17 protein-coding genes are annotated in these 14971 nt (G+C 49.3%); 5 read left to right on the top strand and 12 right to left on the bottom strand.

Annotated features, from left to right (window positions below):
* Positions 1-13 precede the first annotated feature (13 nt).
* Positions 14-442 carry a GNAT family N-acetyltransferase gene (locus BZG75_RS10555; protein ID WP_021022999.1) on the top strand — a complete coding sequence of 143 codons (429 nt, stop codon included), beginning with the start codon at positions 14-16 and terminating at the stop codon, positions 440-442.
* On the opposite strand, the gene BZG75_RS10550 is transcribed toward BZG75_RS10555, so the two are convergent.
* From BZG75_RS10550 to BZG75_RS10540, 3 genes are all read right to left on the bottom strand, one after another.
* Entirely contained in the window at positions 443-970 is a 528-nt protein-coding gene (locus tag BZG75_RS10550; protein ID WP_077576920.1) for a methylated-DNA--[protein]-cysteine S-methyltransferase, read from the bottom strand.
* Positions 971-992: 22 nt separating this feature from the next.
* The gene (locus BZG75_RS10545; RefSeq protein ID WP_077576919.1) at positions 993-1424 is read right to left on the bottom strand and encodes a DUF3010 family protein; all 432 of its coding nucleotides are present in this window, start codon (positions 1422-1424) and stop codon (positions 993-995) included.
* A 133-nt stretch (positions 1425-1557) separates the two neighbouring features.
* The gene (locus tag BZG75_RS10540) at positions 1558-2769 is read right to left on the bottom strand and encodes an HD-GYP domain-containing protein (protein WP_241827387.1); all 1212 of its coding nucleotides are present in this window, start codon (positions 2767-2769) and stop codon (positions 1558-1560) included.
* Positions 2770-2893: 124 nt separating this feature from the next.
* On the opposite strand from BZG75_RS10540, the gene BZG75_RS10535 reads away from it, so the two are divergent.
* Together BZG75_RS10535 and BZG75_RS10530 are read left to right on the top strand one after the other, a co-directional pair.
* On the top strand, positions 2894-3433 hold the full coding sequence (locus tag BZG75_RS10535; RefSeq protein WP_077461362.1) for an NUDIX hydrolase: 540 nt from the start codon (positions 2894-2896) through the stop codon (positions 3431-3433).
* Between the two features lie 17 nt (positions 3434-3450).
* A complete protein-coding gene (locus BZG75_RS10530; RefSeq protein ID WP_077576917.1) occupies positions 3451-3681 on the top strand; it encodes a DUF3820 family protein in 231 nt (76 codons plus the stop codon).
* A 78-nt stretch (positions 3682-3759) separates the two neighbouring features.
* Here BZG75_RS10530 and BZG75_RS10525 read toward each other — a convergent pair whose 3' ends face one another.
* Positions 3760-4275 (bottom strand): hypothetical protein, encoded by a 516-nt coding sequence (locus BZG75_RS10525; protein WP_077576916.1) that lies wholly within the window; start codon positions 4273-4275, stop codon positions 3760-3762.
* 209 nt (positions 4276-4484) lie between these two features.
* Here BZG75_RS10525 and BZG75_RS10520 point away from each other — a divergent pair, with 209 nt between their 5' ends.
* Complete coding sequence (locus tag BZG75_RS10520; protein ID WP_077576915.1) at positions 4485-6182, top strand: SgrR family transcriptional regulator; 1698 nt, start codon at positions 4485-4487, stop codon at positions 6180-6182.
* Here BZG75_RS10520 and BZG75_RS10515 read toward each other — a convergent pair.
* The gene (locus tag BZG75_RS10515) at positions 6179-6829 is read right to left on the bottom strand and encodes a hypothetical protein (protein WP_077461359.1); all 651 of its coding nucleotides are present in this window, start codon (positions 6827-6829) and stop codon (positions 6179-6181) included. The genes BZG75_RS10520 and BZG75_RS10515 overlap by 4 nt on opposite strands.
* A 362-nt stretch (positions 6830-7191) precedes the next feature.
* Here BZG75_RS10515 and BZG75_RS10510 point away from each other — a divergent pair, with 362 nt between their 5' ends.
* Positions 7192-8262 carry a L,D-transpeptidase family protein gene (locus BZG75_RS10510; RefSeq protein WP_077576941.1) on the top strand — a complete coding sequence of 357 codons (1071 nt, stop codon included), beginning with the start codon at positions 7192-7194 and terminating at the stop codon, positions 8260-8262.
* A gap of 87 nt (positions 8263-8349) precedes the next feature.
* Here the strand turns inward: BZG75_RS10510 and BZG75_RS10505 are convergent, their stop codons facing one another.
* From BZG75_RS10505 to BZG75_RS10475, 7 genes are all read right to left on the bottom strand, one after another.
* Positions 8350-8595 (bottom strand): Lpp/OprI family alanine-zipper lipoprotein, encoded by a 246-nt coding sequence (locus tag BZG75_RS10505; protein ID WP_021023886.1) that lies wholly within the window; start codon positions 8593-8595, stop codon positions 8350-8352.
* A 207-nt stretch (positions 8596-8802) separates the two neighbouring features.
* Positions 8803-9264: a copper chaperone PCu(A)C gene (locus BZG75_RS10500; RefSeq protein ID WP_077461358.1), complete on the bottom strand. Its 462-nt coding sequence runs from the start codon at positions 9262-9264 to the stop codon at positions 8803-8805.
* Between the two features lie 2 nt (positions 9265-9266).
* Positions 9267-9854, bottom strand: a complete 588-nt coding sequence (locus BZG75_RS10495) for an SCO family protein (RefSeq protein ID WP_077576914.1) — start codon at positions 9852-9854, stop codon at positions 9267-9269.
* On the bottom strand, positions 9854-10348 hold the full coding sequence (locus tag BZG75_RS10490) for a hypothetical protein (RefSeq protein WP_077461356.1): 495 nt from the start codon (positions 10346-10348) through the stop codon (positions 9854-9856). Before BZG75_RS10490 ends, BZG75_RS10495 begins: the two co-directional genes overlap by 1 nt.
* Positions 10349-10351: 3 nt before the next feature.
* Positions 10352-11281, bottom strand: coding sequence for a DUF368 domain-containing protein (locus tag BZG75_RS10485; protein WP_033379293.1), 930 nt, complete (start codon positions 11279-11281; stop codon positions 10352-10354).
* Positions 11282-11383: 102 nt separating this feature from the next.
* Complete coding sequence (pulA, locus tag BZG75_RS10480) at positions 11384-14293, bottom strand: pullulanase-type alpha-1,6-glucosidase (RefSeq protein WP_077576913.1); 2910 nt, start codon at positions 14291-14293, stop codon at positions 11384-11386.
* A gap of 242 nt (positions 14294-14535) precedes the next feature.
* On the bottom strand, positions 14536-14970 hold the full coding sequence (locus BZG75_RS10475) for a DUF3015 family protein (protein WP_077576912.1): 435 nt from the start codon (positions 14968-14970) through the stop codon (positions 14536-14538).
* Between the last annotated feature and the right edge of the window lies 1 nt (position 14971).

Genomic DNA, 14971 nt, shown 5'->3' with positions numbered 1-14971 from the left:
CAAGGAAGACACCATGATTAGACCGGCAACCCTTCACGATATTGATGCTATTTGCGCCTTGTGTGTGCGCTGTCAGCCTGATCCCCTTTCGTTGAGTCAAATGAAGAAAACGCTCACCGACTTGATTCACGCAGAGGATGCTAATGTCTTGGTCGCAGAACTATGTGGATTGGTGGCAGGCGTGGTGGCATTCAACGTGATCTTACAACTGGATAAATCCAACCATTTAGGGCGTATCAGCACCATTATGGTGGATGAGCACTTTCGGGATATGACCCTCGGCCGCCAGTTACTCAGTGCCGCGGAGACCTATTTACTGGCAAGAGGGTGTGATCAGATTGAAGTGGTCCCGAGTTATCACAAAGCCGATGCGCAAAGCTTTTACCTGCACTGCGGTTTTCAACTCACGCCAGAGCGACTGATTAAAGCGTTAGCGGCGTAGTCACGCGCCAAAGGCTTTCTCTTTACCACTTTGCGGACTGGGGAGCGTGGTTGGCCATTCGCCAGTCGCTTCCCAGATTAACAAGGCTTGTTTGGCCGCGAGGCCGCCTCCGTAGCCAATTAATTGCCCTTGGCGGCCAATGATACGGTGGCAAGGAATGATGATAGAAATCGGGTTTTTGCCATTCGCACCGCCCACCGCTTGGTTGGCTTTTGGATTGCCGATGACATTGGAAATGGTCTGATAGCTGGCAGTGTGCCCATACGGAATGGTTTGCAAAGCGGCCCACACACGGCGTTGAAACGATGTACCATGCGGGGCAAGTGGCAGAGAAAATGCCTGCCGCTTTCCTGCAAAGTATTGATCTAGTTGACGGCATGCTTCATCCAGTATGGGGTCACCGTCGGGCGCGATGCTTGCCGCTGAGGATGACGGTGCTCGGCGAGGCAAGTATAGCCCCGTGAGCCCATTGGTATCCGCTTCTAATGTCAGCATGCCTAATGGCGATGGATATCGGATAACTGGCATGACACATCCCTGTGGTCGATGATTATTTCTTATCTTGATTGCAATAGGCGCAGGCTGTTAAAAACGCATGCTCTTGAAACTGCTTTAAGCCCAATTCTTTTAGATTGACATCGATCGGGTGGCGTTTGAGTGTTTGCTTCATGATGTTATTAGGCAGCACTTTTGCTTCAACCCCATCGATAAGCTGCAAGACCGCTTCCATTTTAAAGCCCGCACTGCTTCCGGCGAATTTACCTTTAGTTTGACGCTCGCGGATCACAATCGTTTCTACTTGATAGTCTTCGACCAGCTTGCTCATGGTGCGGTGGAAATGTTGAATGCTTTCTTGTGATTCGGGTGATGGCACATTGATTTTCTTTGCTCGACAATCAGGTACCGAAAAAAGGTCATTCTCGCTATCTAGCAATACCAGGTTGGCTTCGTTGCCTTTTAGATCAACCGCGCATACTCTCATTGTTTTCTCTCTATCGTTTATTTAGCAAAGCCACAGTCTTTGGTGAAACACAGCCTTTGGCCAAAACAACCTTTGGCCAAAATGGTCACTGAGGCGGGGCAGTATACGCAAAAGCGCCTGCGACGTCACAGGATTAACGAAATGCGTCGACACAGATATCTAGTGCCCCTTCACTGGTAGCGCGTGCGATGCGCAGATCGTGGCGCCTACCCAAGTCGATATACTCCACCTCGCGAAAATGGTTACTGCGCACGGAGTAGAAGGTTTTCACAACTGGACGCGTGATGTCATCAAGGTTCTCTTGCCACACTAAACCAATACGCCCATCGACAAGTTCCACTAACGAACCAATCGGATAAAAGCCAATACACTGAATAAACGCACGCAACAAAGTGGGATCCAAATGAAACGGAGTCAGTCCCATCATGATTTTAAACGCTTCTGACGGTGACATGGCTCGCTTATAGCAACGATCGGCGGTGAGCGCATCATAGATATCGACAATGCCACTCATGCGGCCAATCGTATGTATTTCTTCACCTTGTAATCCGTTAGGGTAGCCATTGCCATCAAGCTTTTCATGATGCATCAAACTGACATCACGTGCGGTTTGCGATAAATCGGGAATACTGTCTAACACCGGTTGAGAAAAGACCTGATGGAGCTTCATGTGATCGAATTCTTCAGCGGTCAGTTTGCCAGGCTTATTCAAAACCTCATCGGCAACTAATACTTTACCAATATCGTGCACAATTCCACCCACAGCCAACTCTTGTAAAGTATGGTGTTCGAATCCTAAATGCTTACCAAAATTAACCAGCAAAAACGCGACGTTAAGCGAGTGCTCCATCAAGTAGGCACTTTTATCTCGAATACCACTGATCCAGGCAACAGCGTGCTGTCGTTCAAAAATATTATCAACAATACTGAGCCCTAAATCCTCGATAGGCGTCATATCGATAGGCTTATTGGCGTAGATATCTTTTAATAACCGACAAAGCTGTTGTTTTGAGGCATCGATTAATTCTCGGGCTTTATCCATATCCGCGCCTGTCGCGGCATACTTCCCTCTGACCAAAGGGCCTTTGTAGTGGATCTCATCCAAGTTTAACAGTTGGTCCGCATCAACCCAAATATGCTGCACCCCACTTTGACGCAGCTTTTCAATCGTTTCAGGTCGACGCACATAGCCAGGCTTTGCCATGCGTGTGCGGGAGTGTTCAGTTTCGATGTGTTCAACATACATGCCAAGGGTTAGCTGCTGTATACTAATTTTTTGCAACATCCTAGATTGCCCTTCCTGCATCATCATCCCGATATGAATATCGGAAACAGTATTGCTCAAAGGGCGTACCCACGCTATTTAAATGCGGAGAAAATTAAGTTTCTGTGCGGACAAGACCAGTAGCTCTGTGATGCGCTATGTGTGATATACTCTCGCGCTTAATATCTATCTTTCTGAGCGTTTTATGCAGATTATTGCCAAACATACAGATGAGCGGGTGCTACCGCTAGAGAGTAAAACCGTTATCAAGCGTGATGCAGCACGCGCGATTGTTTTGCAGGGTGATGAGATCTTACTGATGTATACCGCACGCTATGATGATTATTCGTTACCCGGTGGCGGAATTGACCAAGGGGAAACCCAAGAGCAAGGCATGATCCGCGAACTGCAAGAAGAGACGGGTGCTCGAGGTATCCGGGATATTGAACCGTTTGGCTGTTTTGAGGAATATCGTCCTTGGCATCGCGACGGCGCCGATGTGATGCACATGCTCTCTTACTGTTTTTATTGCCAGGTGGATCGTGAGCTTGGAACGCCGACATTTGAACATTATGAGCGACATAATGGGATGCGCCCGGTATGGGTACGTTTGGATCACGCGATTGCGCATAACAAAGCGGTGATGGCAAACAGCGACAAAGCGGGCCAATCGTTGGTACGAGAAACCATGCTCCTTGAGATGATTGCTCAGCAACGTGATAGCACCCAGCAAGCCACAGCGTAATCGGGTAGGACCCCTTCATGGACAAAGCGCAACTGATTAAATTGGCCAACATGCCCATGCCGTTTGGCAAATACGCCGGCCGTGTATTGATTGATCTGCCTGAAGAATACTTGCTGTGGTTTCAAAACAAAGCGGAATTCCCCGACGGCGAGCTCGGTGACTTGATGCAATTGTGCTTGGCACTCAAGGTCGAAGGCTTAGACAACGTCGTTAAGCCTTTGATTCGCCATGATAAAGCGCCAAGATGAGCATCAATCAAAACGTCGAGTCATTGACGCAAGTAGGTACAATCGCGACGAAAGTAACGCTCAATGTGTCATGATTGCTTAACGCGCAATCACCCATTGGTGGTTGTCGTCAGTCGCCTCCATCATTGCGCGTAGAAGTTGTGCGCGGGCGTCGTCAGTGGGTGCAATCAGATCATAAATACCGCTTATCGGCTGGCCGTTTTCTTGAGTGTCGACCCGCATGGCGGCGGCGCAGGTTTCACCATTTTGGGTGCCAATGCATAAAGAAACGCCGGCCTCAGCGACTTCTACGCCATCTTGAAGCGCTAATTGTGCGAAGTATGCCAGCATGTTTGCATGATCTGATTCTGGCCACTGTTTGGCTTGAAGCTTGGCGTATTGGATCATTAGTGGATGGCTATCAACCCAGTAAAGCGTTAATGGATGAGTGGCTGGGGCCGCAGGCATAACGAAGGGTTCAGGTGACTGAGTGGCGGCGTGATAGATATCATAGCCAGTGAGGCTTTCTTTGGTTGGAAACTGAGCTTGTTTGACATGACAAGCCATCCAACGTTGTTTGATATCAAAATGGGAAATAATTGCCGGCGCGTTCATAAACACCCTTTTCATTGCCTACAAAGGAAACGTATCATAACCGAGTCGGCGTCTAGAACAAACCGCCCCTCGCCAATGCCCGCCAATATAGCCTGCTAGAGATCACAGCTTAAGTGTGAGTGATTTAAATATGAGCAGACGTCATGTGCTGAGTTGCGTAAAATAGGAAATAGAAATCCCATTTATTGCGATGATTGAGTTCCTCTTTTATGTCTGGTCAGCGACTGCGTGCACAATTTACCCGCCTTTATCACCACTTTAACGGCGAAGATACAGATACAGCGTTACAAGCGATCGCCGACATCCTCGTGTGCACGCGGCGCAATGCTCGGATGGTCTTGAGTAAGTTAGAGGAGCATGGTTGGTTAACATGGCAACCCTCTGTTGGGCGAGGCAAGTTGTCACGTTTAACCTTTTTACGCAGTGAATCGGCATTGCGCGAAGAGCAGGCGGCGCAATGGCTTACACAAGGTAAAATCGATCAGGCTTTAGCCTGCTTGGATCACGATTCCACCAAGCTGGTCACCTTGATTCAAAAGCAAATGGGGCCGAGCACGCAAAATGGCCGTCAAATTGTGCGTTTGCCTTATTACCGTCAATTAGAAGAACTTGATCCACGTGGACCACTGCGCCGCTCAGAACAGCACTTGGTGGGACAAATATTTAACGGCCTAGTGCGCTATCGGGGCAATGATCGCATTGTCGTTGCCGATTTAGCGCATCATTGGGATGCCATATCCGCAAGCCAATGGCGCTTTTACTTACGACCGGGTGTCCGGTTCCATGATGGGCGCTTGATGACGGAGCATGATGTCATTGCTAGTCTTTCCAACCTCGCGACTCGGCGCTTTTTCGCCCATGTGGCAAGTGTGACATCACCTGGGCCAAGAATGATTGATATTCACCTCTCTTGCCCGGATCCTCTTTTCGATCATGCGCTCACCCTCCCTGAAGCTTTAATTCTCCCTGCTGATTGTGATCATGATAAGCAATTTGCCTATCAGCCTGTGGGGACAGGCCCGTATCGCGTGGCTGAACGGCAAGCGCATCGTTTGGTGCTGGAAGCATTTGACGATTACTTTGGCTATCGCGCACTGACCGATGAGATCCAAATTATGGTATTCGACGAAGCAGCCATGTGTTATCTCACACCAAGTACCACGCTCACACCCGAGCGACTGGCAAGTCATCAGACGACGTTGAGTCAAAAACTCGAAATGGATCAGGGGGCCGGATATCTGTTGCTTAATTGTCGCGATGGGCTCGCCAAACAGCCAGTGTGGCGAGATTACTTACACGCCAAGTTGTCATCGCTGCAACTGCTACCACGCTTAGCCGCGCACGGCATGGGGGAGTATCGATTATTCAACGCGTATGGATTAATGCCAGGCTGGATGCATTATGTGCAAGCGGAGCGTGAGCTGACCGCGCCGGGCCGGACCTCTTTGACAGTCGCGTATTTATCAGACCACCCCTTATACCCGTTGATAGCGCAAGCCATAACCAAACATTTATCTGAAGAGGGCATCACGGTGAATGTTTTAGCGCTATCTCCGGCGGAATATTTTAGTGGTCGTTACAGTCGCAAAATTGATATTTGGTTGGGCGCGATGAGCTTCGGTGAGCGCGGACAGGTTGGGTTATTCAACTGGCTTGGTACGCATGATTTGGTGTTACATGCCTGTACGGATGCGCTTGTTACCAAGATAGAGACGGAAACACGACGTTGGCGTGAAACACAAGATGATCATTGTGCTGAAACCTTGGCGCGTTGCCTGGTTGAACACCAGATGATCCCGTTATTCCATATTTGGATGGGAGTCATGGCGACGCCAGATTTACAAGATGTCGCGTCTAATGCCGTCGGATGGTTTGACTTTAAATCGATATGGCACAAGCCCGGTTAAACCGTCGTGTGCTCTTCGAGGCCAAGCGAAAAAGTCGCTGTCATGAGCAAGTATTTGTGCAGTGGTAGGCTGTCTTTTATCCGAAATAGAGGATGAAAGATACGATAGCGTCCTTCGGTTAATCCGAGGGGAGAAATGGCATCTGAGAGGCTAGTGGTTGCAGATACGAGGCGAATACCTTGCGCTCGATAGGCATCGGCATGAATGGGCTGGTGGCCTAACCACCATGAGGGAACGGCTTTACTCGCGTTCGTCCGGTCAATCCAGTGATCGCTCACAATGATCACGCGTCCAGGCTCAGAAGGGTCAGTGATACCGTTGTTGAGTAGCCAAGCTACATCACGAACTAACGCGTCTCGACAGGCATTATTGCCACTGAGTAAGCGGTGCGCAAGGATATAAATCGCGCTGTCATCTAACTGGAGTTTGTACACGGTCTGGCTATGAGGGCGAGTGTCGTCGAGAAGATGAAACTGTGCCGGTCTATCATGCGCTTCAAGCACACGCATCAAACGACGCGCTAACGCTTTACCCATATGCGTATCGCGCATGCCTCGATTGTGAACTGTCGGATAGTGATGTTCGCACAGTTTGACACAATCTTGCTGAAACTGGCGCAGTGCCAGCGAGACCAGATCATCTAACAAAAACGTTTTACTCCTACCAAAATATCGACACAGCGTTTGTGGCCAAATCGCCCTGTTCAAAGTATGCAGTATATCACTTAAATCACCCAAAAAATCAGCGAGAAACGCTACTTTGTGCGCACTTTCTCATCGTATACCATTTTACGCCAGCGGCTAACGACCGGCTCGCAGCACCTAGGTCCGGCAAGAATTTGCTTTTTGTTGCGAGCCTATTTGGTGTTAGGTTGGTGAGAAACAGGGGTTTGAAGTTATTGATAGATAGACGGGTGTCATCGGTATTGAGAGGAAAACCAAGCGTGAATATCAAGGAGCAGCTGGGGCGCGTGTTTATTTTTAGTCACTGCCTATCGATGCGTGGGCCAATGATTCGGCTCTCGACACGGGTAGGGTTGCTGCTATGGATACTTTATATACCCACTGGACAGGCTGCAAGTTACCTGTTACCCACGGACGGAAGTCGGTTAGTCGGATCCCTTGAAACACATCAGGTTGAAGAGGGCGAACACCTTGAAGCCATTGCCAAACAGTATAATGTCGGTTTTTTAGCGCTATTGGCGCTGAACCCAGGTGTGGATCCCTACTTACCTGAAGCGGGCGCCTTGATACGTTTACCTCAGCAGTACTTATTGCCGAAACCGCCCCATGAAGGGATTGTGATTAACTTGGCTGAGCTTCGCCTTTATTACTTTCCCGCGCAGGATGCCCCGGTTACCGAAACCGGAGAGCCTCTTTCATCGACAGAAAAAAACATCCGTCGGCGTGTTCATATCTTTCCCATTGGTATTGGACGGATTGGGCGAGATACGCCAAAAATGGATACCTTCATTAGTCAAAAGCGAAAAAATCCGACATGGACCCCGCCTCAGAGCATTAAAGATGAATACCGACAAACGCGCGGAATCAGCTTGCCCGATGTGGTACCCGCCGGCCCTGATAACCCCCTGGGTAAACATGCGTTACGCTTGGGTTATGGGCATGGTGAGTATTTAATCCACGGGACCAATAAATCGTTTGGGATTGGCTTACGGGTCAGTGCAGGCTGTATTCGCTTGCGGCCGAATGACATTGCTTGGTTATTTGATGCCGTGGATGTTCGTACGCCTGTGCGTATTATTGATACACCGACCAAAGTGAGTCTTGAGCCTGATGGACGTGTAATGGTTGAGGCGCATCGCCCGCTCTCTGATACGCCTGATGAGGCGGATAAACGCATCACCCGAGTACCGGATCCAAGGATTTTATCTTTATTTAAGCACTTTGGCCTGTCAACACAGCGTTACCGAGCGGCTTTAGTGGTACAAGAGGGGCTCCCGATTGAGGTAGCTTCTCTCACGTCAGCACAACAGGAAATCTGGCGACAGATAGAACAACAATCAACGTCTCAAGCAGATACGTTCGTCCCGTCAGTTAATCGCCCGGGAGTCAAAAAATAACAAACGGCGCATCGTGCGCCGTTTATTAAGATAGCTTACCGATTTAGCGTCTATTTATTTCAACGATGAGTAAGCGTTGTTAAAAGTTTATTTTGTGTATGACTGCGCCATATTATCAATGCGCTTATTCGCACGTTTGGCTTCATCATAGGCCATGCCTGATGTGTTTTTCGTCTCACTAACGTCATTTTTCATCATTGAAACGTCATTGGAGAGCGCGTCGACCTTTGCTGATAAATCATTGACGCTTTGTTGTAATGCGGTGGTATTGGTACAGCCCATCAATAAAACACTTGATACGACCGCAGCTAGAGCCATTGGACGGATTTTCATAGATAACCTCGACTGTTGTTTAAAATCGTCATAACGTTAGAAGTATCACGCTTAGACGTGACCACACCTAACCTTAGACGCTAACAAGAGATTTTGCTTGCCAACCCTTCACTTAGCTATCATACCTTGACGTAGTTAACACGAGATGACCGCTTTCGCCTTTTTTGGCTGTTTTTTGTACAACCTTACGGCCGCCGTTACTGCCTCTTATTCGCTACCGCTGTGATGTTTCATGCCAGCCATGACGGTTTTTACCGGAATTTGCTTGGTTAGCGTGTGGCCATCAGCGGTGGTTAATGTCAGTGAAATATGTTCCCCAACCTCTAAAGGTTTTACCAAGTCAAAGAGCATCACATGCAAGCCCCCCGGCTTTAGAATAACTTGCTCGCCCTTCGGCACTAAAATTTGCGCGATTTGACGCATTTCCATCATGCCATCCACCATGGCGTGTTCATGCAGTTCAACCCGTTTGGCGGCTGGTGTGCTGGCGCTCACCACTCGTTTTAGCACCTTACTTTGGTTATCCAACACCATAAAGGCCGCACTGTTGGGCGCACCAGGAGCACTCGCGCGCGCATAAGCATCATGAAGAAAAAATTCGCCATGCGCATGCGCTAGGGGAGCCAGTATAAAAGCAATAGCGGCAATAAAAGGCTTGAGAAATTTCATTGTTATTCCTTATTGTTATCAGTTACCCGTTGAACGGCGGCGACCAGCATGTCGGGGTTTAAGGTGTGTGGGATTTTTTCCAAAAGCTCGCCATCAGGCGAGAGAAAGTAGAAAAAAGAGCTATGGTCAACGGCGTAGTCCATGGCAGAGTCTTCCAGCTCGGTAATGCGATACAACACACCATAGCGTTTCGCAAGTTGATCAATTTGCGCCTTGGAGCCGCTGACGCCTGTGATTAGAGGATGGAAAAAATGCGCGTACTCGGCGGCTTTTTCGCTGGTATCACGTTTTGGATCCAGCGTGATAAATACAGGCGATACCGCCTTTTGCGTCGACTCTGGCAGCGACTTTAATGCCGCCGACAAAACCGCAAGTGATGTTGGACATACATCAGGGCAATGGGTGTAGCCGAAATAAACAATCCTTGGTCGGGGATCGTCAACATTATATAGGTTGAAAGGCTGCCCATCGGACTGCAACGCGCCAGCTTGCGCTTGTTGTTGTGTTTGTTGGTAATTGTCATAAAGGGCGCGTGCGCCTAAGCCAACACAAACGGCAATAATGGCGACTAGCCAAGCTTTTTTACTCATTATCGCTCCATGCGTACTTTAATGGGGAAATGGTTTTTTGCTTCGTTATCAAGCGTAATCGTGCCTACCCATGTCATGCTATCTTCTGTGCAGACGGGCAACATTAATTCTCCTTGGTAGGTTTGCTCATCAGTTTTTTTGAGCGCAAGCCGGTACTCACCCATGTTCATCTCCACGCCTTTGAGCTTGACCAGTAAGGTATCTCGCGCGAGTGGTTCAGGGCTGATGACCGTCAGTCTATTTGCATTCATAGGGCGCACCGTCGGCTCAGCGAGTGATGCTTGGTAGCCTTTATACTGGCAAGTCTGCTGATTGAGCACGCACGCATCTGTTAGCACGGATGAGTGTGTTGATGCGGATGCCGGGCTGTTTTCACTTTCAACAAAAGTGGTTAGCCAAGTTGGCGTAAAAAACGCAAGCGCCACCAGCATAATGATACTGGCGGGGATCAATAAACGGCGACTCACGGGCATGCGTGAGGATGAAACATTCATGGTTTAGTCCTGTTTAGGCGAGAAGCGCTCCAACAGCAATACCAGCACAAAGCCCGTAATCATGGCAATCACCGCGAGGCCAACTTGTGCCGGATGTCCCACGATTGCCTCGTACGCGCCCGGTAGAAGGTTATCTTGCATCAAAGGGACTTGTTCACCCGATGAGTTAGTCCGCCAGGTAAGAGTATGTTTCCAAGGCCAAATTTTACCCAATGTGCCTAACATTAAACCGGTAAGGAAGGCGAGTGTTACTGCATAAAAACGCTCTAATAACCAGGACAGTAAATGAGAAAAACTCAATAAGCCGACGATGGCACCCAAGGCGAGTAAGCCGAGCATATCCCATTGGCCTTGATGTACCGCGTCTAGAATCGGGCTATACATGCCGAGCAGTAACAGTATAAAGCTGCCCGAGATCCCAGGTAGAATCATGGCGCATATGGCAATGGCGCCGGATAAAAAGACGGTGAGAGGGCTGGCTGTCAATTGCAACGGATTAGCGACGGTGATCCAATACGCAAAGCCGATACCGATAAGCGCGGCGAGTACCGTTCTTAGCGTGATTTTAGGGGCGGGGAGCTGTTTGGCGATATGCAGTGCTGACGCAATGATAAGACCAAAGAAAAACGACCACAGAGGGATGGGATGGTTGGCCAGCATCCAACTAATGCCCTTCGCTAAACCTGCGATACTGCTTAAAATTCCGGCTAATAACACACACAAAAAGGTGCCGTTGATGTGTTGCCATACGGCCTTTAAGCCCTTGCGCCGCCAAAGCGAGAACAAGCTCGGGGTAATACGCCGAATACTTTCCAGCAATAGTGTATAGATGCCAGTAATAAACGCGATGGTGCCGCCAGATACGCCAGGAACGACGTCAGCGGCGCCCATTGCTATCCCTTTCAGATAGGTTGAGACCAGATTTTTGACCATAATGCCATTCATCGATAAAAAGCTAAGGGCTGCATTATACCGAGATGAATCGCGCGGGATAGAGCTGATTAAAAAGGGGGAGCAATACTCCCCCAATGAGGGTTAAGGTTGATGAGGTTTCTCGAACACGGCGACGGACCAAGCGGGTACGGTGAGTTTGCCGTTGGTCACTTGAGCGGCCTGTTGGTTATACGCTATCGAGCCGTTGCTCGCATTGGCTTGTAAGCTGTGAAGCTGATAGCCGGTGGCGTTGATGTCATCAAAGTCATTGACCGCCGCGCCTGAGGCATTGATCGCGACGATAATCCCGTCACGCGTTGCATCAATTGTGCTGTCGTGCAGACTGCCACTGTTATCAATTTGCATCACAATTAGCCCCGGCTTTTGTGAGACGCCGGTGTTGTGAAAGCTGACACGTTGGTTGATCACACTGCCTTGGCCTAAGTGGAACAGCCCTGATGACATACGTAGTGCCACCAGCTCATTAAAGTAGCTGTCCATGTTGCTGATTGCCTGTGGTGTTGGTTTGGCCTCGCTGTTGTGGTTGGCAATCACGGTTTCAATCATCGGCCAGTTGTAGCCGTCTTTATCTTCACGCGGTAGCCCTTGATCCCACTGCGTGGTTTGTCGGGTAAAGTCGACGCGGTTATACCAATCGCCCGAGTCGTACGAGTCACGCTGCATGGATTTTGAACGAAGCAGCTCGCTGCCCATGTGAATAAAAGGCACCCCTTGTCCCAGTAGTGCAGTGGAGAGTGACACGGCTTGGGCGCGGACGCGTGTCGCAAGCGGCATCGCGTAAGGGAATTTGTATTGATGGTTATCCCACAAGGTTTGGTTGTCGTGCTTGGAGACATAGTTTTGAACCTCCCAAGCATCTTGCGCGTAGCCAGCCGGTTGACCGTTGTAATCGACCTCGTCACCGCGCACGACATCACCATTGGCAATTTGTAACTGAAAATCTTTTAAGTTACCCGCCATACCTAAACGAACTAGATCGGCATTATGCAGGGCACTGGCTCTTTCCCCGCTGTTTTGCTGTTGTAAATCATTAGGGGTGACCCATTGACCATTACCAAAACCTTGGTTTTTGCGCAGAGACTCGCCACCATCGAACGGACCGCCGCCACGAACTGCATCCCGAAGTCGGTCAGAAAATGAGCCAATACCTGTGCCTGCCAGGTTTGCTTGGGTGGCTTGGACAAACTGGCGTTCGTTGGCGACTTCACCGAAGTTCCAACCTTCACCATAGAAATACACATCTGGGTTGATATCGCGGGCAACGTCTAGCGTATGCTCAATCTGCGCTAATGGGTGATGCCCCATCAAATCCCAACGGAAGGCATCGATTTTGTAGTCTTTCACCCAAGTGGCAACCGAGTCATCGATCAGTTTGGCAAACATACGATGCTCAGGTGCGGTGTTTGAGCAGCAAGTGGATTGCTCAACGTCCCCAGTAACGGGGTTAAGGCGCTGATAATACCAAGGCACGACTTTATCTAGCACAGAATAGGACCCTAAGCCTGCTTGGTGGGTGTGATTGTAGACCACATCCATCACCACATTCATGCCGATATTTTGTTTGATGGCCATGATCATTTTACGAAACTCGAGGATACGCGCGGTGCCTTCAGGCTCGGTCGCATAACTGCCTTCGGGCACGGTGTAATGGAAAGGATCGTAACCCCAGTTAAAGCTGTCGTATTGACGCATCGCCGCCATTACCGTTTGCACATAGGGGGTATCAGCACTGTCTTGGGCGGCTAAATCCGTTAATGCCGCTTGGATGGTTTGATTGTTGTCGCACTCACTGGCCAGCCTCGGGGTATCTTTTAGCGAGGGTGCTTTGTCACATAGCGCGGAGAAGCGGTCGGTGACATCGATACGCTGTGCCGCGTCCTCGTTGATGGAGGCAATGTCAAACACGGGGAGCAGGTGTAAGTGAGTGACTCCAGATTGCGCAAGCGCGGTTACGTGTTTGACCGGCTCAGTGGTGTTTTGTGTAAAAGCAAGGTACTTACCGCGCAGTTTTTGGGGAGTAGATTGATCGAGCGCGGAAAAATCACGCACGTGCGCCTCATAAATCACGCTGTTGGCGGGATTTTGCTGCGAGTGAGGCGCACTCAGCGTATCCCAACCACTGGGTTTAAGCGCTGATGCATTCAGATCGACCACCTGTGAATAGCTTGAGTTGGTCGACAAGCTATGTGAGTAAGGATCCGTGACTTCGAGACGCTCGACACGGTGTGTGGCAGGGTGATAGACCGACAGTTGATAACGGTAATAGTCGCCGTGGGTTAGCGCACTGGTGGCGACATGCCAGCTTCCCGACTCGGCGTCGAAATCCATTTTAATGGGCGTTTGGCGCTGTTTTGGCGCGCCTTCTTCGCTCGCAGCTTGATAAGGCACGAGTGACACTTGCTGTGCGGTAGGAGCCCAGAGACGAAACTCAGTGTGTCCAGCGTCAGGAATGGCACCAAAGTTAAGTTTTTCGGCGTGTTCTGCGTACAAGGCATCGAGCGCGCGGGCCGGTTGCACATCGGTTGCGGTTAATACGGTATCACCGTCTTTCGCGATAGCGAGAAGCTGTCCTTTAAGCCATTGCTTCAGCGCGATATCGGCGCTAACAAAGTCAAAATCGAACCCTTTGACGTTACCTTGCAAATGGGGAAACGATGCCTGCCAATTATCGCGGGTGGCAAGGGTAGATTCGACACTCGCGGTGGCGTTTTCCACCTGCTGCGTGTCTGGGTTATAGCGCATCGTGCCATCGGCGGAGTAATACAAGGTCAGCGAGGTGGCGTGGGTTTGATGAGTGAGCAGGGTATCGGCGTCAGCAAATAGCACACTGGCATCGCTGGTGCCCGCATCACGAACGCTGGGGGTTGGGCTGGTATCGACGTTGGTATCGACATCAGGGTTATCGTCATTCAATTGACAGCCTGTTAATACAATCGCCGAGGCAATCGTAAAAGGTAGTGCAAGAGGATGTTTTTTTAACGGATAATTCATCAGGTTGACCTTTAATGTTTTGTAGGGAGGTCAAGCTTACTGAGAAGTGAATTGCACCAACTGTGATCGCGCTATAACTCAGTACATCGATGAGAAAATTATTTGATAATTCAATAAGGTATCACAAAGTGTAGGCTGAGGCGGAATAATAACTACGCCCCCAGAAACCTCTGAGGGCGTAGTGGAAATCTCATTGTTCATGCAGCTCAGCAGAGCAATAAGATTATTGAGGAGTGAAGTGCTTAAATATTAGCAATTACAGTGTTGTAATACTGTTCGGGCTGAATATCATTTTTTTCTGATAATTCACTACGAACTTGAGTAATAACCTGGCTTTGTTTATCTGGGCTTACTTCAAGGATGTCTAGCATGGCGTTTAAATGCTCACCGGTTCCTTGGCTAGTTTCTTCCATTACGTTGTTGAAGTTGTCTTGGATAAACATTGCAGCCTCCACACGTTTACCATTACAGCTATCTTCTGATGAGATCTTTGACGATACCGCCGTTGTACCTAGATCCCAGATAATATTAGAAATAGCAGCAGCAGCTCCGTTATTGTCAAAAATCATTGCACCAATACCACAGTGTTTCCAAGGGTTAATTGTTTCTTGTTGTGCAGAAACATTACCAGCAAAAAGAGTTGCAGCTGCAACAGCAGAAATCATTAACTTTTTCATT

Source organism: Salinivibrio sp. AR640, from assembly GCF_001995405.1.
Classification (GTDB): domain Bacteria; phylum Pseudomonadota; class Gammaproteobacteria; order Enterobacterales; family Vibrionaceae; genus Salinivibrio; species Salinivibrio costicola.
This window is presented reverse-complemented; position numbering and strand designations above follow the sequence as displayed.